Annotated in this window: 20 protein-coding genes; 10 read left to right on the forward strand and 10 right to left on the reverse strand. The window is 38.6% G+C overall.

Translation table 11 applies throughout. The features are described from left to right. Positions 1-207: 207 nt before the first annotated feature. The 3 genes from H2672_RS06450 to H2672_RS06460 form a co-directional block, all read right to left on the reverse strand. Positions 208-1,431, reverse strand: a complete 1,224-nt coding sequence (locus tag H2672_RS06450; protein WP_186670477.1) for an amidohydrolase — start codon at positions 1,429-1,431, stop codon at positions 208-210. Then, entirely contained in the window at positions 1,428-2,672 is a 1,245-nt protein-coding gene (locus tag H2672_RS06455) for an amidohydrolase family protein (protein ID WP_186670479.1), read from the reverse strand. The genes H2672_RS06450 and H2672_RS06455 overlap by 4 nt, the downstream gene beginning before the upstream one ends. Positions 2,673-2,733: 61 nt before the next feature. Beyond that, on the reverse strand, positions 2,734-4,308 hold the full coding sequence (locus H2672_RS06460) for a glutathione ABC transporter substrate-binding protein (RefSeq protein WP_186670480.1): 1,575 nt from the start codon (positions 4,306-4,308) through the stop codon (positions 2,734-2,736). Between the two features lie 197 nt (positions 4,309-4,505). Here H2672_RS06460 and H2672_RS06465 point away from each other — a divergent pair, with 197 nt between their 5' ends. From H2672_RS06465 to H2672_RS06495, 7 genes are all read left to right on the forward strand, one after another. Next, entirely contained in the window at positions 4,506-5,408 is a 903-nt protein-coding gene (locus H2672_RS06465; protein ID WP_186670481.1) for an ABC transporter permease, read from the forward strand. 18 nt (positions 5,409-5,426) lie between these two features. After that, positions 5,427-6,347, forward strand: a complete 921-nt coding sequence (gene nikB, locus H2672_RS06470) for a nickel ABC transporter permease (protein WP_186670482.1) — start codon at positions 5,427-5,429, stop codon at positions 6,345-6,347. A gap of 11 nt (positions 6,348-6,358) precedes the next feature. After that, positions 6,359-7,372 (forward strand): ABC transporter ATP-binding protein, encoded by a 1,014-nt coding sequence (locus H2672_RS06475; protein WP_186670483.1) that lies wholly within the window; start codon positions 6,359-6,361, stop codon positions 7,370-7,372. Beyond that, positions 7,369-8,370 carry an ABC transporter ATP-binding protein gene (locus H2672_RS06480; protein ID WP_186670484.1) on the forward strand — a complete coding sequence of 334 codons (1,002 nt, stop codon included), beginning with the start codon at positions 7,369-7,371 and terminating at the stop codon, positions 8,368-8,370. The genes H2672_RS06475 and H2672_RS06480 overlap by 4 nt, the downstream gene beginning before the upstream one ends. Before the next feature lie 702 nt (positions 8,371-9,072). Then, a complete protein-coding gene (locus H2672_RS06485; RefSeq protein WP_186670485.1) occupies positions 9,073-9,840 on the forward strand; it encodes a sensor histidine kinase in 768 nt (255 codons plus the stop codon). A 14-nt stretch (positions 9,841-9,854) separates the two neighbouring features. Next, positions 9,855-10,562 (forward strand): response regulator transcription factor, encoded by a 708-nt coding sequence (locus H2672_RS06490; protein WP_186670486.1) that lies wholly within the window; start codon positions 9,855-9,857, stop codon positions 10,560-10,562. After that, positions 10,559-11,857 (forward strand): SLC5/6 family protein, encoded by a 1,299-nt coding sequence (locus H2672_RS06495; protein ID WP_186670487.1) that lies wholly within the window; start codon positions 10,559-10,561, stop codon positions 11,855-11,857. The genes H2672_RS06490 and H2672_RS06495 overlap by 4 nt, the downstream gene beginning before the upstream one ends. A gap of 237 nt (positions 11,858-12,094) precedes the next feature. On the opposite strand, the gene H2672_RS06500 is transcribed toward H2672_RS06495, so the two are convergent. From H2672_RS06500 to H2672_RS06510, 3 genes are all read right to left on the reverse strand, one after another. Next, entirely contained in the window at positions 12,095-13,612 is a 1,518-nt protein-coding gene (locus tag H2672_RS06500; RefSeq protein WP_186670644.1) for a glutathione ABC transporter substrate-binding protein, read from the reverse strand. A 1,045-nt stretch (positions 13,613-14,657) separates the two neighbouring features. Beyond that, a complete protein-coding gene (locus H2672_RS06505; protein WP_186670488.1) occupies positions 14,658-14,900 on the reverse strand; it encodes a hypothetical protein in 243 nt (80 codons plus the stop codon). 815 nt (positions 14,901-15,715) lie between these two features. After that, positions 15,716-15,958: a hypothetical protein gene (locus tag H2672_RS06510; RefSeq protein ID WP_186670489.1), complete on the reverse strand. Its 243-nt coding sequence runs from the start codon at positions 15,956-15,958 to the stop codon at positions 15,716-15,718. A gap of 482 nt (positions 15,959-16,440) precedes the next feature. Between H2672_RS06510 and H2672_RS06515 the strand changes: the two genes are divergently transcribed. From H2672_RS06515 to H2672_RS06525, 3 genes are all read left to right on the forward strand, one after another. After that, positions 16,441-16,875: a ferritin-like domain-containing protein gene (locus H2672_RS06515; protein WP_186670490.1), complete on the forward strand. Its 435-nt coding sequence runs from the start codon at positions 16,441-16,443 to the stop codon at positions 16,873-16,875. A gap of 450 nt (positions 16,876-17,325) precedes the next feature. Beyond that, positions 17,326-17,775 (forward strand): DUF1569 domain-containing protein, encoded by a 450-nt coding sequence (locus H2672_RS06520; protein ID WP_186670491.1) that lies wholly within the window; start codon positions 17,326-17,328, stop codon positions 17,773-17,775. An 879-nt stretch (positions 17,776-18,654) separates the two neighbouring features. Continuing rightward, positions 18,655-18,879, forward strand: coding sequence for a hypothetical protein (locus tag H2672_RS06525; protein WP_186670492.1), 225 nt, complete (start codon positions 18,655-18,657; stop codon positions 18,877-18,879). 771 nt (positions 18,880-19,650) lie between these two features. On the opposite strand, the gene H2672_RS06530 is transcribed toward H2672_RS06525, so the two are convergent. The 4 genes from H2672_RS06530 to H2672_RS19585 form a co-directional block, all read right to left on the reverse strand. Beyond that, on the reverse strand, positions 19,651-19,965 hold the full coding sequence (locus H2672_RS06530; protein WP_186670493.1) for a Ger(x)C family spore germination C-terminal domain-containing protein: 315 nt from the start codon (positions 19,963-19,965) through the stop codon (positions 19,651-19,653). Positions 19,966-20,025: 60 nt separating this feature from the next. Next, positions 20,026-20,331 carry a hypothetical protein gene (locus H2672_RS06535; protein ID WP_186670494.1) on the reverse strand — a complete coding sequence of 102 codons (306 nt, stop codon included), beginning with the start codon at positions 20,329-20,331 and terminating at the stop codon, positions 20,026-20,028. Positions 20,332-20,698: 367 nt separating this feature from the next. Then, complete coding sequence (locus H2672_RS19580) at positions 20,699-21,010, reverse strand: hypothetical protein (protein ID WP_255485517.1); 312 nt, start codon at positions 21,008-21,010, stop codon at positions 20,699-20,701. Further along, positions 20,977-21,228: a hypothetical protein gene (locus tag H2672_RS19585; RefSeq protein ID WP_255485556.1), complete on the reverse strand. Its 252-nt coding sequence runs from the start codon at positions 21,226-21,228 to the stop codon at positions 20,977-20,979. Before H2672_RS19585 ends, H2672_RS19580 begins: the two co-directional genes overlap by 34 nt. Positions 21,229-21,263 lie beyond the last annotated feature (35 nt).

Raw genomic sequence — 21,263 nt, forward strand, 5'->3', positions numbered from 1 at the left:
TAACGAGGGCGGAAGTAAAAAACATTTGGGTTATAAGACACTCAAAGCCTTTTAGGAAGCACACTGGAAGTTTGAAATCTAGCATTTTTCGATGTCCGAAATAAGGGGTGGCCAAACCATGTACAATAAAAGTTTCCATTTCCGAAAAAAACCCGACACAAAAAATGAAAGAGTGAAGGTCAAATCCCCTTCACTCAACATCTCTAATCAATTATATGATATAAGCTCACCATTCACCATTACGAGCCTATCAGTTGGTTTACGCGCGACCACTTCAGCAGAAGATGCTGCATTAAAGAAAACGAAATCAGCTGCATCTTGTACTTTAGGCCAAACTTGTTTTCCTTCTTGACCCAAAGGAGTAATACCGCCTGTCACCCATTTTAACGAATTCCGTAGTGAGCGCTCATCAATTTTTCGAGTGAGTTCACAAAAACGAGTTGCTTTTTCTAATACATCTCCTGTTCCGTATGGGCTCCATGAATCATAAAATCCATCACAGCCAAAGTGGACAGGTACTCCATATCCGTCCAAAAGATCGATAGGCGGAATAATTCTGCCTTGATTGATAGGTATAGTGGACATGATTGCGACTCGTTGCTCAGCTAGGCGCTTAGCAATCACTTCTTGTTGGGATACAGGTACATCGCCCAAGCAGAATGAATGGCTCAATGCTGTCCTACCTCTATAATTTGCATCTTCCACTATATCAATCCACTTATCAGCCGTGTAATACCCGACAACCCCCCCGTCATGTAAATGAATATCCACATCTGCGTTAAACTCCACTGCAATATCCATCACTTCATAGAGTGACTTTTCGATTGCACCATCAATTCCTGCGGGATCTAGTCCGCCAACCATTGTTGCACCACTGCGCATCGCTTCCCGCATAAGAGCCGGGACTTGATCGCGAAGGAGGCCGTGCTGAGGAAATGCGATTACCTCGGCAGTAACTTTACCTTCAAAATCTTTTAGTGCCTCAAGAACACCTTCTAAGTTCTTCAATCCTATATAGGGATCAATATTTACATGTGTCCGAATATGTGTTGAACCGTTTCTCAATAATGTTTGAATCATTTTCGTTGCACGTTGCTTTGCCGTCGTCGACAATTCAACTAATTCTTTTGCTTCAAACGAAAGACGCTCCGCCAAATTGGAAACTGGAATACACGCTTTCCAATCTAGGCTTAAGTAGGTTTTATCCAAATGATTATGCATTTCTTTAAATGTCGGAACCGCAAGTTTCCCTTTCAAATCGAGCACGGCAATATTATTTGGAACAGCGTCAATAGCTTTCATTATTTCAACAATCTTCCCATCTTCTATTTTCAAATGGAAAAGTGCTGTGACTGTTTCGACAGATCCGTTATCGTTTACTCTATCGCCTATCTCCAGTTTGACGTTTGTCAACAATTTTACTTCTGTCATTTGGCATCCTCCTTCACATGCTCATTATTGCTTACATGAACGATGCGTCCATTTGATATTACGTGCGTAATTGGACGTCTTCTTGCAATCGCATGAGAAGAACATTCCGCATCTAACAGAATCATATTAGCATTATCGCCTTTTTGTGGCCATACCCTTTTCCCTAAATCATCCAAAGGCATAATTCCACCGGACGCGTACTTCCAACAACGATTTAACGAATACTCATCTATGAACTTGAAACGCTCTGCTAGAATACATAATTTATCCACAGTATCCCCAGTTCCAAATGGAGACCAATGATCTGTCAAACTATCATGGCCAAGTGACACAGGAACCCCATTGTCGTATAAGTAAGGAATTGGTATTGTAGGGCGATTAATCGGCACAGTCGAGGTAACATCAATTTTCGCTTCTGCTAGCGTAGCCGTAAGTTCCTCTAGTTCCTTGCCGTGTAAATCACCAAAAGCAATTGCATGGCTGATTGTGACTTGACCCACTTTACCTGCCTGTTTTGCCATTTCTGCAAGTTTGTAGAATTCAAATGCGCCTAATGAATTGGGATCATGTATGTGAATATCGATTCCTGTACCAGCTTGTACAGCGATATCCATTGTTGTTTCTAGTGAACGGTCAATATCCCTGTCAATTGTTGCAGGGTCGACCCCACCTACCAAAGTGGCACCCATCTTCATAGCTTCACGCATAAGCGGTGCCACTTTTGAACGCAGGAGCCCGTGCTGTGGAAATGCTACGATGTCATAGGTAACTTGATCTTCAAAGTTCTTGAAAGCCTGTCGTGTAATTTCAATATGCTTCGTTCCGATTTGAGGATCGACATTGCAGTGTGAACGAATATGTGTATGCCCTTGTGACAGAAGCCACCCAATCATCTTTTCAGCACGTTCTTGAGCTGTATCTAATTGTGCAGGTAACAGGAGTTGCTCTTCTTCAATTCTTGTTATTATTCCATTGGTAATCGGCGTACATGCTTTCCACGGACCCCCGAAATATGTTTTGTCTACATGGATATGCATTTCACGAAACGCTGGCATAAGTAATTTGCCGCCTGCATCCACTACTTCATCATTGCTCTCCGGTTTCAATCCCTTGCCAATTTCAACAACTTTTCCATCTTCAATTAATACATCAAACAACTCTGTTTCTGTACAAATTACACGCGACCCCTCATATAAAAAACCTGTTTCTAACCTAACGTCTTTCATTAATAATCTGACCATGTGTTTCTCCTCCCTAATTGGAATAGAGTGGCTGTTCCTAAACAGCCCTCTCCATTAATTATCATTTTACTTGAGCTTGCTGGATAATGAGATAGTTTGAAGCATCGAGTCTAAAGTTTTCGACATTATTATTATAAACTGCTAAGTGTTCATAGTTACGGATTGGGACATAAACAGCGTCATCCATTTCGATTTGCATTGCTTCTTCATAGATGACTAACCTTTTTGCTGGATCTGTTTCTGTTCTGCCTTGTTCAATTAACTTATCCACTACAGGATTTTGATAATAGAAATGGTTCCCAGGTGGTCCGACGGATGCAGAGTGGAACAGGTTGTACTGATTATAGTCCCCATCACCTGTAGCATTTCCCCATCCGCCGATGAACATTTGATGTTCTTTGCCATCAATTTGCTCGATGTACGAACCATATTCAAGGACTTCGATTTCAACTTCCACCCCGATACCCTTTAATTGGGATTGAATAACTTCAGCCATATTGATACGTTCTTTGCGGTCACTTGTCAGAAGTTTTACTTTGATGCCCTTTTCAAATCCAGCCTCTTTCATGAGCGTTTTTGCTTTGTTCACATCGTACGGATACGCCTCAACATTTTTACTATAACCGAATACTTTCGGGCTCATAGCCACGTTTGCTAACGTACCTACATTGTTATAGACACCTTTGATAATAGCTTCACGTTCAATTGCATAGCTAACTGCCTGACGAACTTTCACATTATCAAACGGAGCCTTCGTCGTGTTAAATCCAACATATTCCACTGCTAATCCTTCTGTCCGAAATAGATTAAGTGTGTCAGAACTTTCGATACGGTCTATTTCAGTCACAGGCACCTGATCGGAAATATGAGCTTCCCCACTCTCAACCATTGCGAGTCGAGTCGAATCTTCAGGGACAACTTTAAATTCAACCGCATCTACTTTTACTTTCTCTCCCCAATAATTCTCATTCTTTTTCAATGTAATCTGTTGACCGGATTTCCAAGAATCGAAAACAAATGGTCCTGTACCTACTGGATGAACTGCTAATTCATCTGCCGTTTCTTTTATAGACTTAGGACTTAGAATGCTACCCTCGTTACTTGCCAAAATAGAAAGCAATGGCGCATAGGGTTCAGAAAGTTTCAATGTTACATGTGTATCGTCTACTACGATGACCTCTGAAATCATTCCAAGTTTTTCACGTTGTGGAGAACCGGTTGCCGGATCCAATAAACGATCAAACGTCACTTTGACAGCCTCCGCATTGAATGGGGTACCATCATGGAATTTAACACCTTCACGTAGCGTGAAATCCCAAGTCAAATCATCTACCTGTTTCCACTCTTCTGCTAGTCTCGATTGAATTTCTCCGTCTTTATCGAAAGCAACTAGTGTTTCATACACTTTCCCATGCACTACATTTGCTGAAGGTATATCAGTAATGAAGTGTGGGTCAAGGCCTGTCGCATCAGACAAACGAACAATCTTCAAAACGCCTCCTTCTCCAATGGCGCTATCTGGTTCTGTACCTTTCTCTTTCTCCTTGTCACCTGTAGATCCCGTTGAACAAGCTTGTAATAGGAGAAGCAGCGCTGCAAGTACCATTACAATTGAAAACCCTTTGACTTTTTTCATATTCCCCTAACCTCCCACTTTCTTATTTTCGTGCTAATTTGAATTATAGATAATAAACCATGCGAAGTTTTTCAGAATATTAATACACTTTTGCACTATTTCGACTACTCTTTGTATTTCTATTTACTTTCCCACCTAATTTTTCTATCTTGGAGTTACTTCTAAATAAAAATATTGTAGACGAAGGAGGCAACAGCATGACAAAAAGCATAGCCATAGAAGAGGCTACAGAGTTAGTCAGTATAAGAAGAAAGTTACGAAAAGAAAAACGACAACTGTTTTTCAGAACCATTGGCCAGAACAAGGCGGCTGTCGTAGGTGGTTTTATCATTCTCTTCTATCTATCATTGACGATTTTGGCACCCGTTTTAGCACCATTTGACCCTTTTGAAATCGAATTAGAGGACAAACTACAAGGTCCTTCTACAGAACACTGGATGGGAACTGACGATAAAGGTAGAGATATTCTAAGTCGTATTCTATACGGTTCGCGATTATCTTTAGCTGTTGGATTTTCATCCGTGTTATTCGGGGCTTTTTTCGGGATTCTATTAGGTCTCATTGCCGGTTACTACGGAAAATGGGTCGATACAATCATCAGCAGATCACTGGATGTAATGTTGGCATTCCCGGGAATATTATTGGCTCTTGCCATCATTAGCGCACTCGGACCAAGTCTTATTAACGTTACAATTGCTGTTGGTGTATTTTCCATACCATTATTTGCACGTATTGTACGGGGTTCTACAATGGAAGTGAAAAATTTGGAATACATTGATGCGATTCGAACGCTTGGAGCAAATGATTTCATCATCATTTTCCGTCATATCTTCCCAAACATTCTATCCCCAATTATTGTACAAGGCAGTTTACGGCTAGCAACAGCTATTTTATCTGCGGCGGGATTGTCTTTCTTGGGACTTGGCGCACAACCTCCTTCTCCTGAATGGGGCGCGATGCTCTCCAGCGGTCGTGATTTCCTATTCACCGCACCTTATATGGCCATTTTCCCTGGTATTATGATTTCAGTTTTAGTACTAGGTTTCAATTTGTTCGGTGACGGTTTACGCGATGCATTAGATCCACGAATGAAAAAATAAGAAAAGAGGTGATGCTCAATGCTTTTATTTATCCTAAAACGATTGGCACAAGTAGTACCCGTCATCTTTGGAGTTACACTCGTTGTCTTCTTAATCATGCAAATGGTGCCTGGTGACCCGGCAATTATTATGGCTGGTGAAGGTGCATCGACAGAAACAGTAGAACAACTAAGGGAAGATTTGGGATTGAACGAACCCTTACATGTACAATACTTTTCTTATATAGGAAATATTCTACAGGGTAGTTTAGGCAATTCTCTTAAAAACAATCAGCCTGTTTTGGATGAAATTCTAATTCGATTACCGATTACTATGGAATTAGCCTTCTTCAGTATATTAATCACCATTGTTCTTGGATTGACAGCGGGTATTATTTCGGCAGTCAAACCTTATTCTGTCTCAGACATCTCTGTTATGGTTGTCGCTCTTTTAGGCATATCATTACCAAGTTTTTGGCTTGGTTTGCTGTTGATGTATACCTTCTCTATTAAATTACAATGGCTTCCCGTAGCAGGCTGGGATAGTTTCGCTCACATTATTCTTCCGGCTATCACACTTGGTGCTGGAGGTGCGGCGATTGTCGCCCGAATGACTCGTTCAAGCATGCTTGAAGTAATTGGCCAAGACTATGTAAGAACAGCTAGAGCGAAAGGTTTAAAAGAACATACCATCATCTATAAGCATGCGTTGCGCAATGCTTTAATACCTGTTATTACAGTCGTCGGCCTACAGTTCGGTAGTCTTCTCGGAGGAACGGTAATCGTTGAATCAGTATTTGCGATTAACGGTCTTGGAAGAATGATTGTAGATGCAATCCGTACAAGGGATATTCCAATGGTACAAGGTGGCGTCTTGGTTGCCTCCCTCGTCTTTGTCTTTGTAAATCTATTGGTTGATGTAATGTACAAGGTATTTAATAAACGAATAGATCTAAATTAGGAGGGATCAGGATGAAAGAAGACATATTATTGGAAGTAAAGAATTTAAAAACACATTTCATCACAAGCAAAGGCACTGCAAAAGCCGTTGATGGTCTCGATTTTGTACTTAAAAAAGGTGAGACTTTGGGAATTGTCGGAGAATCCGGTTGTGGAAAATCCATCACCTCTTTATCGATTTTGCGACTAATCCCCTCTCCACCAGGAAAGATAGTGGATGGACAAATATTACTACACGGGAAAGACCTTGTAGAAATGTCCGATCAGGAAATCAGGAAAATTAGAGGCAACCAAATTTCGATGATTTTCCAAGAACCAATGACCAGCTTAAATCCCGTAATTCCAGTTGGAGAACAAATAGCAGAAGCACTCCGACTTCACCAAAAATTATCCCGGAAACAAGCATGGGAAAAAGCAGTTGAAATGATTCGTTTGGTCGGTATTCCCGCCCCTGAAAAACGAGCAAAACAAGAACCATATCAGCTTAGCGGCGGCATGCGGCAGCGCGTAATGATTGCAATGGCGTTGGCGTGTACACCGGAAGTTCTAATTGCCGATGAACCGACTACTGCACTCGACGTGACCATTCAAGCACAAATATTAGAATTAATGAAAGATCTTCAACGTAAAATCGGAATGGGGATCATCTTCATTACACATGACCTTGGTGTAGTCGCAGAAATGTGCGACAAAGTTGCGGTCATGTACGCAGGACAGATTGTTGAATATCAAACAACTGCAAACTTATTTAAAACTCCCCTGCATCCTTATACACAAGGGCTAATTGGCTCTTTGCCAAAATTGTACGAAGATCAGGAAGAGTTACAAATTATTGAAGGAACTGTACCAAGTCCTTACGACTATCCTACAGGTTGCCGATTTGCTGATAGATGCCCATTTGTACAGGACTTATGTAGAAATCAGCAGCCTGAAATCATCCATGTCGAGGATTCGCAACAAGTACGATGCTGGAAATATACTGACCAATGGAAAGAAGAACTAGTAAAAGAGGAGGTCATCCTATGAACACTTTACTAAGCTCTAAAAAACCTATACTTAAGGTCAGTAATTTGAAACAGTATTTTATTGTAAAAAGGGAGGCTTTGTTCCAGCCTAAACAGGTTGTAAAGGCAGTCGACGGTATATCATTCGACCTTTACCCAGGGGAAACGTTGAGCATTGTTGGGGAATCTGGATGTGGAAAATCGACTACAGGCCGCTCAATACTTCATTTAGATGAGCCAACTGAGGGAGAGATACTCTATAAAGACGTATCACTTACCGAAATGTCAAAGAAGGAACTTCGGAATATAAGAGGAGATATACAGGTCATTTTCCAGGATCCCTTTGCGTCTCTAAATCCTCGACGCACGATAAGACAAATGCTTGACGAAGCGATGGCCATACAAAAGGTTCTCCCTCCAAAACAGCGAGAAGCGCGTATGCTCGAATTAATGCAAAATGTCGGCTTGAGGCCTGAATACCTTGAACGTTACCCCCATGAATTCTCAGGCGGACAGCGACAACGTATCGGGATCGCCAGGGCGCTCGCAGTCAATCCGAAAGTGATTATATGCGACGAAGCTGTTTCAGCTTTAGATGTTTCAATCCAGGCTCAAATTCTTAATCTGCTTAAGAGGCTTCAAAATGATTTCGACCTAACCTTTTTATTCATCTCTCATGATCTTAGTATAGTTAAGCATATTTCAGATCGAGTTATGGTGATGTATCTTGGCAAAATCGTAGAGATTTCAGATAAGGCAAGTCTATTCAAGAATCCATTACATCCCTATACAAAGGCTTTATTGTCGGCTATCCCAGTTATCGATCAAACGATTAAAAGGGAAAGGATTCTTTTGAAGGGCGATGTCCCATCACCGTTGAATCCTCCGACAGGATGTCGATTCCATACGCGTTGTCCTTTTGCAACAGACTTATGTAGAGACGAAGAACCTTTGCTTAGGGAACTAGAGTCAGGCCATTTAGTTGCTTGCCATTTTGCGGAAAAATTATCAGCAATATAGGCCTGCAGGATGAAGGTCATGCAGGCGTTGCGACACGACGTAGCGAACTTAGACTGCCTTCCTTCACCAGTCTTATTGCTTCGGCTACCCTGTAAGGCGCCTACGCTCATGTATATATACTGGTCACATCTATTGATTAACTATTCTCTCGGATAAGATACTGATAGGGTAGGCGTAAGAGTCTTCTTTTGGACTAGTACGTTTCCGCCTTGCTTTAGGCTAAAATAATCACGTTAGTTTTACCGGGAGACGAGTGTGACTAGAAGTGATTGCGTCCCTTCTAGTCACACTCATTTACGTCATCCTGTTGCAATTAGTTGCCTGTTGCTCCCCCACAACGTAAAAGTGAAAAATTTAGCTTCGTTAGAAATAAAGAATAGATGACTTTCCACAGAAGTTGTCCGTGACAGAAGATACAATCTCAGGCACACTTGCTCGTTGTACAATGCGTTCTTTACCAACTTTTTTACAAAGCCATACTTTAAATCATTTGAGGCCTAATAGAAAGTGACACTTCTTTAGATTCAAATTAGACAAGATGATTGAAGTGGCATCCGCAGCCAAAATTGGTAGTTAATAAAGTTGTTTTTTGGTTAATTTTAGTTAATTAAAACATGTGATAATTAGTCATTTTATTCTTCACCTTTTCACTGTATACTAAGAATATTGTCGGCATTCTAAATTTCAAGGAAGGGCGTATGGATGATGATGTCAATCGAAAACTTCTCTTTCTACGTCTTAATTTGCGTATTGGCTCCCCTTATAGGAGCTTTTACGCTTTCTTTTATTATTATTTTCGAAAGGCACTTTGACAGTCTTCAAAGAGAAACTTCAAAACTCGCACTTGAAAAAGAACTTCAGCAGGTAAATTATGACCAATTAAATTCAAAAATACAGTCTCACTTCTTTTTCAATACATTGAATACCATGCTAAGCCTTGCCCGTCTCGATCGCAAAGGAGATTTAGTAGTAGGGCTCGAGGCTATGGCAAAATTCTTTAAATTCAAGTACGCGACGAATGAGCCCCTGATTCTATTCGAGGCTGAGCTTTCTAATGTTAATAACTATTTGGACATCCAAAAACTGCGCTTTGGTGACCGACTAAGTATAATCATCGAAATTGAACCAGCTTGTAAAAATGCACTTATGCCTCCCTTTATGCTCCAAACATTAGTAGAGAATACATTTAAACATGGTTTTGAAAAAAATCCCGGACCGTCTATTTTGAAGATTATTGCCTTCGAAACAGACCATATATTAAATCTAGAAGTATGGAATACACATTTACTAGATAAATATAGCGATGAAGAACAGTACACCTCAGAAGAAGGCGGATATGGACTTAAAAATATACAAAATCGGTTACGTTTATTGTTTCCCGAACAGGATACTTCCTTAACGTTGACACATGTGAAAAATGAGACAATCGTTTTAGCTAAATACCCTTTTGTAAAAGAATATGCAATATAAAGGAGGAAATTGGGATGGACGTGCTATTAGTAGATGATGAAATGTTAGAATTAGAACAGTTAGAATATATAATGAAGCCCTATTTCCCCAACTGGAGTTTTTATAAGGCTCAAGATGCTTCTATTGCATTGCAACTTGCAAAAAAAATGAAATTCTCGTTAGCATTTTTGGATATACAAATGCCCGGAAAAAGCGGATTAGAGCTTGCTAAAGAATTAAAGAAATTGTATGAGGTAGATATCATTATGGTCAGCGCTTTTCAATCTTTTGAATATGCTCAGGCTTCACTACGAATCGGGGTGGATGACTACCTGACTAAGCCCGTTGTGGAGAGTGAGCTACTCGAACTCCTAGAGAAATATAAAAAGTGGAGTTCACAAAGTGACTCTATCCAACAGGTACTAACAATCATTCACAATGAATACCATGAAAAATTGAATTTGAGTAATGTCTCTAAACGTGTTCATTTGAACTCAACCTATCTAAGTCGAAAGTTTTTCGATGAAATGCAAATCGGATTTGCCGATTACTTGAACTCATATCGACTTGAAATGGCAAAAAAGATTCTCATCGATCAAAAAGGGCTAAGTATGTCGGTAATCGCTGAAAAAGTTGGCTACAATAGCCAGCATTATTTTAGTTCAATGTTTCGCAAACAATTTAGGGTTACTCCATCCGATTATCGTATAAACCCTAAGAGAGCAGATAGGATTCAAAAATGAAACTGTATCGACATTATATTACAGGATCGTTGCTACTCGGTATTTCCACAGGCATGATAAGCCTATTAGCACGCTGGATTTCTGGAAATATCATTCTATCATCACCCGAATCATTAATTAAATATGGGTTACTTGGAGGGATTGGCTATTCAATAGCAGGGGCTTTATCTATTTTTCTATTCGGTATTCTGGCAGTGCCAATTCGAAACAGATTCCCTAGTCTTGAAACAATTGGCGACTTGTTTCATCTTCGCCTTAGACGTGACGGCTATTTGTTTATGTCCATTTTAATCTTTTTATTAGGCTTCGACTCATTATTCATGCAAGCGGTCGGTGCCGCTGTCCTATTCGATCTCCTCTTCAATATTCCTTTATCATTGAGCTTGTTCCTTTTTTTCCTGTATTGCTTTTTGGTTGCCGGCTTGGGTGGAATGAAGTGGATTCAAAAATTCGAAGGGATTTCAATGTTTTTCATTTTCTCTGCTGTTATTTTAATACCTCTTTACTTTTTCATTCAAGAAGGGGCACAAGAGGTTTATGGTGGTATTCGTTTGTACCATCCTTATTTGTTAGTTATAAATAACCGCGATACTTTTCTATTCATCATAACCTTTGTATTAGTTGGTTTCGGACAAGTCATAACCGATCGATCCACATGGCAACGACTTTATATGATTGAAAAGAAGAAAGTCCAAATTACATTTTGGTCGACTGCACTTGTTTGGTTTACAGTTCCAATTGCACTTTCAGTTATGCTGCTGATTGTTATATTTGACGGAGCGTTCAGTGAAACTTACTCTCTCCTTTTTATGTTGGTTAATAAAATAGATTCTATCTTTCTCATCCTGTTATTTTCTTTATTGTGCTTCAGCGCTTTGTCAACAACTATACAAGCAGAACTCCATGCGACAACAGTCCATTTTGTAAAACATATACTAAAGTCAAAAAAAACGTTAAAGACAGATCATATGTTAAGAACGGAATCCTACTGGATATCAGGAATTATGCTTTTCACCTTGTTTACCATCACCCTATTCACCAAATTCAGCTTACTTGAGTTTCTATTCTTTTATGGCAGCATTTACGCGTCCTGTATTCCTGTACTAATGATAGTAATACTTTCAAAAAGGACAATCCCAAGACTATTGCCTTATTCTATTGGACTAGGGTGGATCATGGGTAATTTCATAATACAAGAAGCAGATCCGCTAAAGACCATTTGGTATAGCTTTCTCTGTACTTCTTTCTTTGCTGTATTATTTTTGCTAGTAAAAAAGAATGAAGCAAAAAGATAGCCCCCATTTCAAAGTGGCCACTGAAAAAGTCCTCTATTAAAATTGTAACCGAATGTTTCCATTGAAAAGGCTTCTGCACTTGGTGGACATCTATTTCATTAATTTAGTGTGTATCAAAAACAGCAGGCCTTTCGTCGAAAAAATCGAGGAAAGGCCCGCTGTTTTTGTTATATACTCAAAATACTAATCCTAGACAGTGTCCCAATGATGTCAATTCAAGAAACGTTAAACCTCAGTTCATTTAACAATCTCGACATCTGAGAGGATGAAATAGGAAACCGGGCTCATCTTCATCCCTATTACGGATGAGTGATAGACTGCTAGGTTTTCATAACTCCGAATTGGCACATATGCTGCTTCATCCAGTTCTATCTTCTGTGTCCTCGCGTAAATTTCTTTACGTTTTTCATCATCTTTTTCCACACGCGCCTCATCTAATAATCGGTCAACTTCCGCATTGGAATAATACTGGTAGTTTCCGGCGGATCCTTGGGAATTTGAATGGAATAGATTATATTGGTTATAATCACCATCTCCTGTAGCATTCCCCCAACTTCCGTTGAAAAGGTGACCTTCTTGATTTGTATTTGCATCGATGTAAGATCCGTATTCGAGAACACGAATTTCAACTTCCACCCCTATTACTTTCAATTGTGATTGAACCACTTCAGCTAAACTAATGCGTTCAGCCCTATCGGCAGTTAGTAAAGTTAATTTCAACCCATCTTCATAGCCAGCTTCTTTTAGCAATTCTTTCGCCTTTTCGGGATCATTTGGATACGGAACCAATTGATTGGAATAACCGAAGACTTTTGAACTCATAGTCGAATTCCCTAAAAAACCGACGTCGTTGAAGACTCCACTAAGAATAGCTTCTCGATCAATTGCATGGCTAATCGCTTGTCTGACAAGAAGATTATCGACGGGTGCTTTTTGAACATTGAAACCTACAAACTCCACACCTAATCCTTCATTTCTCAATAATTTCATTGTATCCGATGATTCAATACGCTGAATTTCATTAACAGGTATTTGCGACATAATATGCGCCTCGCCCCGCTCAATCATTCCAAGACGCGTGGTATCTTCCGGCACTACTCTGAACTCTACTCCACTAACTTTCACAGGTTTACCCCAGTAATCTGGATTAGCCTTCAATTTCACGTACTGCCCTGATTTCCATTCTTCAAACATAAACGGACCTGTTCCATTTGCTTCCTTTTGAAGCAATTCCGGTGTAGATTCAAGCATCGTTGGATTCATTATACTTCCTTCATTACTAGCCAGAATTGATAAAAGCGGAGCATAGGGCTTTGTTAGATGAAAAATGACATTATAATCATCCTTCACTTCCACCTCTTTTATCATCCCCAATTTTGAAGCTTGGGGAGAACCTACTTTTGGATCCAACAGCCGATCAAAAGTCTTTTTTACGGCGTCTGCTGTAAACGGAGTTCCATCATGAAATTTCACTCCCTCACGCAGCTTGAATTCCCAAGTAATATCATCTAGCTGATTCCATTCCACTGCTAAATGTGGTTGAGGCTTCATATCCTCATCTGGAATGATCAGTGTTTCATATACTTTCTCATAAAGAACGTTTGCGGTAGTAATGTCCACAATGAAATGCGGATCCAAGTTTGTGACGTCAGATTTCATCACGACAATTAATTTCTGGTCATTTTTCGAGTCTTGCTGTCCCGTTCCTTCAGTCGACCCCACTGTGGAACATCCACTAAGTATTAAGATGCTCATAAGGAAAGACAGAATACTAATTTTCTTCAAATCCAAGCCCCCTTTTCTATCTAGTCCATCATAAGCCTTTTCACATAACTGATTTTGCGGAATATTTAGTTCATTTTATACTATTTCTACATTTCCGTGATTTCTTTGGTCTATGCTCATACATTATCAGTCGATTAACGACTAAATTGCTGGGAGACATGCCCCATTTGTTTTTCTGGTTGAGGCATTCTTGTCGCCCCCTATTTGTAACATAAAAAAACGAAAGTCCATGACATATTTTCGAACAGACTTCCGGTGTTTTCTGTCTATTCTTAAATAAGTGCCTGTGCAACGCTAGTGGTGGACATCCCCCTTAAAACGGACATAATAGGGTATAGTCTATGCAAGAACTCTAATTATCCTATCTAAGGATGGAAGGTATTCTTCTCTATATTGATCAAGGAAGTGTCTTTACATCACTTCAACACCATAAACAATCAAAGATACTTGGCTCCAATCCAAGCATGTCAAGAAGAGAATACCGCTGGGACAGCGCTGTAATGAAAAGTATCTTTTCACACTACAAGACTGAATTTGAGCTTCATTACCCTTTGAATAATTATGCACAAGCCAAAATTATTTACTTGCCTTCCGGAACTGCTTTAACGAGGAAGGAAGTCAATAACATTTGGATTTTAAGACACCAAAAGACTTCTTGAAACCGCACTTGCTGTCCGAAAAATAGTATTTTAACTGTGGCCGAAATAAGGGGGCAAATCACTCCGACTTCAATGAATATTCAGCACGCGCTAATACAATCGGAAAACGATACAAAACACGTGTCTAGCATAGCAACCGTAGATTTACAAAATAAATTAGTATGTGGTGCTACAAACAAAGACAAACAGTTCACAAATCCGTGCGAACACGCGAAAAAATCAGACCTTATACAAGATGTCTGATTTTCATTCAATACTATACAATAGTAGCGTTGAGTATGCATAGCTAACTCTTGTGTTATTTCCGTTATTACCAATCTCCTCCCAGTGTTATTCAGAAGGAATTCCGACTTTTTTCATTGTTCAAAACTACTCTTTTCAAGCTTATATGCTGAAACTTTATAATCAATAAATGCACCAATGAATCCAAATGGTATTCCGCCTGCCGATGTTGAAAGTAAGGTAATAAAAAGATTAATTCTCTCCACTTTCTGGTACAAAAGACAGAAGACTAAGACGGTTCCAATTGCCGTGAATATTACTGTGAAATAATAAGTTATTTGGATATCTTCTTCCTCTGTTGTCGATTTCCCACTCATACTACACCCTCATTTCTTGGAACAACAATAATAATGTACATTCATTATTTACTTATTTTTATTGTTTCAATCAATTTAGGTTTGATATCCGTATTATCCTCTCTCGGTGATGCTTGAGTGGATGTCCTACAACACTTTAGGTTATATGCATATACCTATTTCCCCTATTTCCTATATTGGATTCAGATATTGCTTTCTCGCTGAATGTTCGTACCGAGTGTTACTCACAAAAAATACCTGATTTCCCCGCATAATTAATGCTGTTTTTGAACATTACAGTATTAGGAAAGGTCATAAATATGTTAGGTAAAAAGAATTTTATTGTTGAATACAAAACTGTTATTTTAAAGGATGTTGCAACAAAAATAGGTACTCATTCCCGCCTGATAATTCGACTCACAGTCAGGAAGCCCGCTTTCCACATGACCTTTGCCCGATTCGGAAAAGCGACCTATCCAATAAAATCCAGACGGGTCGTTGTTGCTTTGGTTCTATTACTTCCTTCACTGATCCAGAATGACTTTAAGAGCAAGTACATTATCTAATGACAATTTGCCCTCCTTAACGCCTTCTTTCCACTTATCGACACTTTAATGGTAGCCGTTAAGAACTGCTCGTAAGCCGTTTTAAGCGTGACTGAACTCGGGTTGAACAAATGTATTTCCTCCTCTTAAGGTTTAATGATAGGTTCCGTCGGATTTACGATAGCCTGATGTTGCGACTTCGTGTAGTTGATCAATTTAGTTACTCCTTATTTTTGGGTAAAAAAAAGAACGCCCCGGCATGGACGTCCTGTAATCGCTTTAAGCATACAGTTATTTGTTTTTTATATAGTCCATACCTTGCGTTGTTATTGCTAAAACTAGATTATCTGACCCTTGCCCGCTATCTATGGCATATTCCTTTTCGATAAGGAATTCAATAGCCATTTTGCTATTTAGGTCTGCATTTATCATTGCTTTGGGTAATTTATAACTATCACCATTATTAGCAAAATGATAATCGTAAAGACTTTGTAACAATATATCCGATAGTTTATTTCTTTCTTCATTAGTCATGAGTAATCACTGCTCCTTTCTCAATCTATTATCCATATTACATAAAGAAGGGGTAGTGTTCGCCTTTAATGCTCAGGCACATCCTCAATCGTGATGTGCCCCATTTCTATAAGCGACTTCTATATGTTACTCGGTGCCTTGTGTCAGGCGCATAGTAAGTTACTTCACCACGGTAATCACTCCTTCGAAAAAAACTTTGCCTATTGGAACTGCTGATGAATATACGAACCTTCCTAATTACCACTGGACATCAACCAATCCTTAGTGCGTCTCTCAACGTCTTTCAATACCTATAACAAAGCTTGATTATTTCTGATATGCTGTCACGTGATTTACTGCTACTCCTTAGCTTAATGGTCGAAATGTGCCTTAAAATTAGTTTTATTAGAGTGGTCACCGTCAATCTTGTTGATATTTTTAACCCGTATAATTTCCCTTGAACTAGTGAACCATAAGATTAAAAAGATTAAGGAGTTTTAATAATGAAAACTAGTGTGATCAAAGAATTAAATACATTCCTTGGAGGTAACTATATGGCCATACAAGCCTATGAAAAATACATTCATCACATCAATGATTCAAATATTAAACAGACCCTCCAAAAAATCCAGCAAGACCATAAACAACATGCAATGTTGATTGCAGAGAGAATACAAAATCTTGGTGGTGTACCTGTTGATGATGTAGGTTTTAAGGGTACTATTGCTGAATTTGTAAACAATCTAAAGGGCTTGTCCAACGATCCCACCTTTATTTTGAAAGATGCCCTAAAGGGAGAAGATAAAGGCATAGAAATATCAAAGGAACTTGTAAAAGGCGACTTAGACCCCGAAAGCTTAGAACTTGTTAATGATATTTTGAATCATGATCAAAAACATGTTGACTTATTAGAAGAACTTATTCTTCAAAACGGATAGTATAGGATCAAATTTCGGTATTTATTTGCATTAGTTACGCATAATGCGTCTACTGTGAAACACTTCTACGTTTATCGAATGTCCAGTTCGCTAATACTCGCTATATCACAAGATGACTGTGAAAAAGACCACTGATTAATTGTAATAACCCGTTCAGTTGATCGGTTCAAAAATCAAAAAAACGCTTCAAATCACACGAGAATTAACACGATTACAGGCGGTAGTTTCTCCACGATTTAAGTAACAAATAGCTCCGCTAATCGCGGTGCTATTTTCGTTCGCTTGAAATCGACAAGTGTCCAAGAAATCGAAATCCAATTATCGGAAATATAAGGATTCATAAGATAACCCTGCTATAATAAAAGCAGAATAAATAAGTCGGGCTATTCAACAAAATGGCTGACTAAGTTAAGAAGGTTGACTTATTATAATTTAAGGGGATATGCACTAATGAAAAATATTTTTAATCAAATACATACAGCAGAAGTTTTAAAGCGTATTGACAAATTGAGTCCAAATTCACAACCGCAATGGGGAAAAATGCATGTTGCCCAAATGCTAGCGCATTGTTCATCTTTCCAAGACATTGCAATGGGAGATTCTATTCCACCAAGGAGTTGGTTAGGAATAATAGTAGGGAGGTTTGCAAAACAAATCATTTACAATGACAAGACACTGCCCCATAATATGTCTACTATTCCAACCATTTTGATTGCAGATGAAAGAGAATTTGACACAGAAAAAGAAAAGCTGAAACAAAAAATTATCACATTCCAAAATAACGGACCAGAGAAGTGCACAACTCATCCGCATCCTTTTTTCGGAAAACTCACTTCTGAACAATGGGGTAAAGGAATATACAAGCACCTTGATCATCATTTTAAACAGTTTGAAGTTTAAACATTGAAAAACAAAATGAAGCGATGTGAATCGTTAGTTGAAGAAAGTATCTCTAAGCCTAATTACTATTCTCTTTCATAAAGATGAACAATGCTTTGATTTATTATCAATTACTATTTGAAGCAACCAACAGTTTGTCTTTTTATAAGCCTTTGTTTTGCCTTAAACCGGCGCAATTATTTAACAAACAATGTTATTTAAGTACTGTAACTGGTCCTATTTTTATTTGATTTCAACAACTTTTTCATTTCTATCCTCGATTAAATTAACCATCTAAATAATATTAATTTTAACAAGAAAAAATCACCTTTCAATAATTATTGTAAGTCATTCGATTCATCCGCTAATTGAACTGCTAAAACGAACACTATTTGCTTATAAACGTTGATATAAATGCATTTCAAAGACCACTATTCTATATGTGGATTTGTGGTCTATTTCGTCATTTAATTAGCGTTTTGTACTACTGAAATTAACGGGTTATAATTGTAATTCAGTCGTATTTTCTTCGAACTGTGCAGTATATAATTAATTTTAAACAAATCCACACTGCTTAACATGGTATAATTGTCCAAATTGAGAGGAGGATCAAAAATGACCGGTAATGCAATCTTGGCATTTCTTCCAATCTTAACTATGTTTTTTTACTTAGTCCCAGTTGTATTTGTAATTTGGTTCCTGGTTAAATTCCATAGAATACAGCAGGAAAAAAACGATATACTAAAAACGATTGCTTACAAGCTAAATAAGTAGACGTGGAAACCCGTCTTTTTTTATGTCACAGTATGTTCGTATTACGCACTAATTTTCATTTCTTTGAAGCCAGACAGGCACTTGAAAACTCCATAGTTAATATGATGTATTGAAGGAGTGAAGACTATGCCATGGCACCAAAAAATCGGATATTTAATTGGCCAGCCTGTTGGAATTTCATTAACAAATGGTCAAGGAACTTCAGGGGTTTTGTGTGGAGCATCTTACGGTAAACTTCTTGTAGTTGAATACTTATATCAAGCACAATTCGCCTTAAAAAAATACGATTTTCATATGATTCAGGATATAAATGGATTTCCACCTTGTCAGAACCAAGGACCACTATATTGATGTCATCGTCCCTCTAAAAAAGAGGGCTTTTTTTACTCACGTCTTTTTTAATGATTTCACTTACTTCACAAAATTTGTCTACTGCTCACTTACTAAGTCTGCCAAGCAAATACCCCGACAACTACAATCGAGAGAACTCGTGACCGCCACGGGACCCGTACGCCAAAATAGAAAAATAGGAAAATAGAAAACGAGCAATCATTGTCGACGATACCCTACTAAATCAATAGAATGTATAAAAGTTTAGTATAAAAATCCCATGCTCTTTCATAAGAAATGTTGGTCGGAAAACGATTATGTACTTACCTCAGAAAGATTGGGAACTCCCATCGGCAAAACCTGTTTCAAATCCACTTAATCGCATCGTTAAGAAAACTGGATTAAAGTGTATACGGTCACTCAATTAAAGAATTTGAAATCGAGCCGGTAAAATCATTCAATGATGCCGTTAATTTCTGAAATTAGGGGGACGTTTATAAATTCGGACAGGCGCACTACTGGAAATCCATAAAAGCGGCCACCTACTCAAATAGTTAGTGACTGCTTTTAATTCTGCTTTCTTCATAAATGTTTAAAGCCCCTATAAGTTTAAAGTGTCGAAACCAAAAACGGATTCAGCTAATTATGAATATACTCTTTTCTCGTTATTTAAACCAAGGGCGTCAACCACACGGATGCTCACAAGGTATGAGTTGCGCAGTCGTTGCGACAGGACGACACGAAAGTGCAGAATGCGAACTTTTGCAAAGCAGGCGCCCTGCGCTTTTGTTCCTACCTAATTGTTTGCGTAAATGATTTTCTACCCGATTTAAGGTCGGTTATTTTAACATTCAGTGTACGTATCGAATCCTTTGCTAATTCAACTCTTCCATTTTGCTGAAGTCGTTTCCACGCTTTCACATCTTTTCGATATAAATTTTCTGATAATCGATAGATTTCGACTTCTTTTTTTAATCCTTCTTTATAGGTTTCCTCGATTTGCCGTTCAAGTTCTTGTTCTGCTTTTTTTCTGATTTCATCCTTCTTTATTTTTACAGGGATAGCACTTAATTCTCCTTGCATTTTAACTTCAATATCAAACTTCACGGAATCACCCTCAGTTGGTGGCTATTTTTTCGGGAGACATTCCCCCCCTTCTTACTCAAATTAAATCATACGCAAATATATAATCATTTTATCTTCCTTTTTACAGTCATCACAACAAACAACTGCTGCAATCGGATTCCCAAATTTAATACTATGTAATTCTAATCGGCCTCGATCGCAATTCAAACATAGTCTTGTTTTATAAACCTGCACTTTCAAATGATCAAGCAAATCTTCCTTTCCATCATATTCAACAAGAACGTAGTGTCTTTTCAATTCACATTCATCACAAACCGGCAACTCGTCATCCTCCATTACAAGTATGTCCGACGGACCATACGGCGTTTCACATATCATGCATTTCATATTTACACCCCTCCTATTGTCTCTATTCGACAATTAGGCAGGAAGTCCTTCTATAACATTTCGACAATTAAAGCCCGCTCCAAGACAGGAAAGGGCTTTTATGCATTATTCTACGCATTGCACATCGATTATATCCTCTACTGGCATACGGTCCCTTCCAAAAGGACTGTCAACCGTAATCCACATTGCCTCAACATTTATTTCTCTTACGACACCCACGTCACTAGTGTTGCATAAATAATTACTGAAATTCCAGTCAAACCGTTGATATTTTTTTGCAAAAAAGGTAAATACCTTAATAGTGGTAGCGCTGTCCATTCGGTATTTTTATACAGAATGGCAGTGGCGTCAGGCAAAAAAATATTCCTTACGGGACGTTGGTGTTCTCGAAACGCCGTATCCAATGCCGTGCCTCTTTCCAAAGTGTTGCTTTCAGCCATCGTGTAATTTGAAGAAGCGTCTTTTTACTATTCGTTTCGTTTTGAGCCAAAACTGTCAGGCAGTACGCACGGTCATGTTCCTTGGCAATTGTCATAACCTCATTATCGGGATAGTGTGAACCATCTTCGTTGAATACGAGGCTTAAATGTAGTTTATAACCCGACTTGTTTTTTCGAAACTCTGCCCACTTAAAGTGATTAAAGTTCAATGGAATCGTTGTGGAATCAATAACTTCCAAAACCATTTTGTCTTTGGCAGTTGATAACGTGCATTCAATTGACTGACAAGTTCTAGAAACAGACTTGAGAGAATAGCTGGGTCAACTTCATTGTTTTTTCTAGATAATTGAGAAACACTGATCGAAGAAAAGCCCAAAGTATTTTGCAAGTTCTCGTCAGCGAGCGTAGCCTCCATGGCGTGAAGGCTTTCTTGCCCGCTTAAATGAGAATAAAGCATCAATAGCACGAAAGATTGCGTCGTTAATTTTTTCG

The sequence above is a fragment of the Sporosarcina sp. BP05 genome (assembly GCF_014282005.1).
Taxonomy (GTDB): domain Bacteria; phylum Bacillota; class Bacilli; order Bacillales_A; family Planococcaceae; genus Sporosarcina.

What these genes read in the sequence shown, in the direction of transcription:
- H2672_RS06480 (WP_186670484.1), top strand. Translation starts at nt 7,369, where the DNA reads ATGAACACTTTACTAAGCTCTAAAAAACCTATACTTAAGGTCAGTAAT.
- H2672_RS06465 (WP_186670481.1), top strand. Translation starts at nt 4,506, where the DNA reads ATGACAAAAAGCATAGCCATAGAAGAGGCTACAGAGTTAGTCAGTATA.
- H2672_RS06500 (WP_186670644.1), bottom strand. Translation starts at nt 13,612, where the DNA reads ATGAGCATCTTAATACTTAGTGGATGTTCCACAGTGGGGTCGACTGAA.
- H2672_RS06525 (WP_186670492.1), top strand. Translation starts at nt 18,655, where the DNA reads ATGCCATGGCACCAAAAAATCGGATATTTAATTGGCCAGCCTGTTGGA.
- H2672_RS06475 (WP_186670483.1), top strand. Translation starts at nt 6,359, where the DNA reads ATGAAAGAAGACATATTATTGGAAGTAAAGAATTTAAAAACACATTTC.
- H2672_RS19585 (WP_255485556.1), bottom strand. Translation starts at nt 21,228, where the DNA reads ATGCTTTATTCTCATTTAAGCGGGCAAGAAAGCCTTCACGCCATGGAG.
- H2672_RS06505 (WP_186670488.1), bottom strand. Translation starts at nt 14,900, where the DNA reads ATGAGTGGGAAATCGACAACAGAGGAAGAAGATATCCAAATAACTTAT.
- H2672_RS06520 (WP_186670491.1), top strand. Translation starts at nt 17,326, where the DNA reads ATGAAAAATATTTTTAATCAAATACATACAGCAGAAGTTTTAAAGCGT.
- nikB (WP_186670482.1), top strand. Translation starts at nt 5,427, where the DNA reads ATGCTTTTATTTATCCTAAAACGATTGGCACAAGTAGTACCCGTCATC.
- H2672_RS06460 (WP_186670480.1), bottom strand. Translation starts at nt 4,308, where the DNA reads ATGAAAAAAGTCAAAGGGTTTTCAATTGTAATGGTACTTGCAGCGCTG.
- H2672_RS06515 (WP_186670490.1), top strand. Translation starts at nt 16,441, where the DNA reads ATGAAAACTAGTGTGATCAAAGAATTAAATACATTCCTTGGAGGTAAC.
- H2672_RS06535 (WP_186670494.1), bottom strand. Translation starts at nt 20,331, where the DNA reads ATGAAATGCATGATATGTGAAACGCCGTATGGTCCGTCGGACATACTT.
- H2672_RS06495 (WP_186670487.1), top strand. Translation starts at nt 10,559, where the DNA reads ATGAAACTGTATCGACATTATATTACAGGATCGTTGCTACTCGGTATT.
- H2672_RS06450 (WP_186670477.1), bottom strand. Translation starts at nt 1,431, where the DNA reads ATGACAGAAGTAAAATTGTTGACAAACGTCAAACTGGAGATAGGCGAT.
- H2672_RS06510 (WP_186670489.1), bottom strand. Translation starts at nt 15,958, where the DNA reads ATGACTAATGAAGAAAGAAATAAACTATCGGATATATTGTTACAAAGT.
- H2672_RS06455 (WP_186670479.1), bottom strand. Translation starts at nt 2,672, where the DNA reads ATGGTCAGATTATTAATGAAAGACGTTAGGTTAGAAACAGGTTTTTTA.
- H2672_RS06485 (WP_186670485.1), top strand. Translation starts at nt 9,073, where the DNA reads ATGATGATGTCAATCGAAAACTTCTCTTTCTACGTCTTAATTTGCGTA.
- H2672_RS06490 (WP_186670486.1), top strand. Translation starts at nt 9,855, where the DNA reads ATGGACGTGCTATTAGTAGATGATGAAATGTTAGAATTAGAACAGTTA.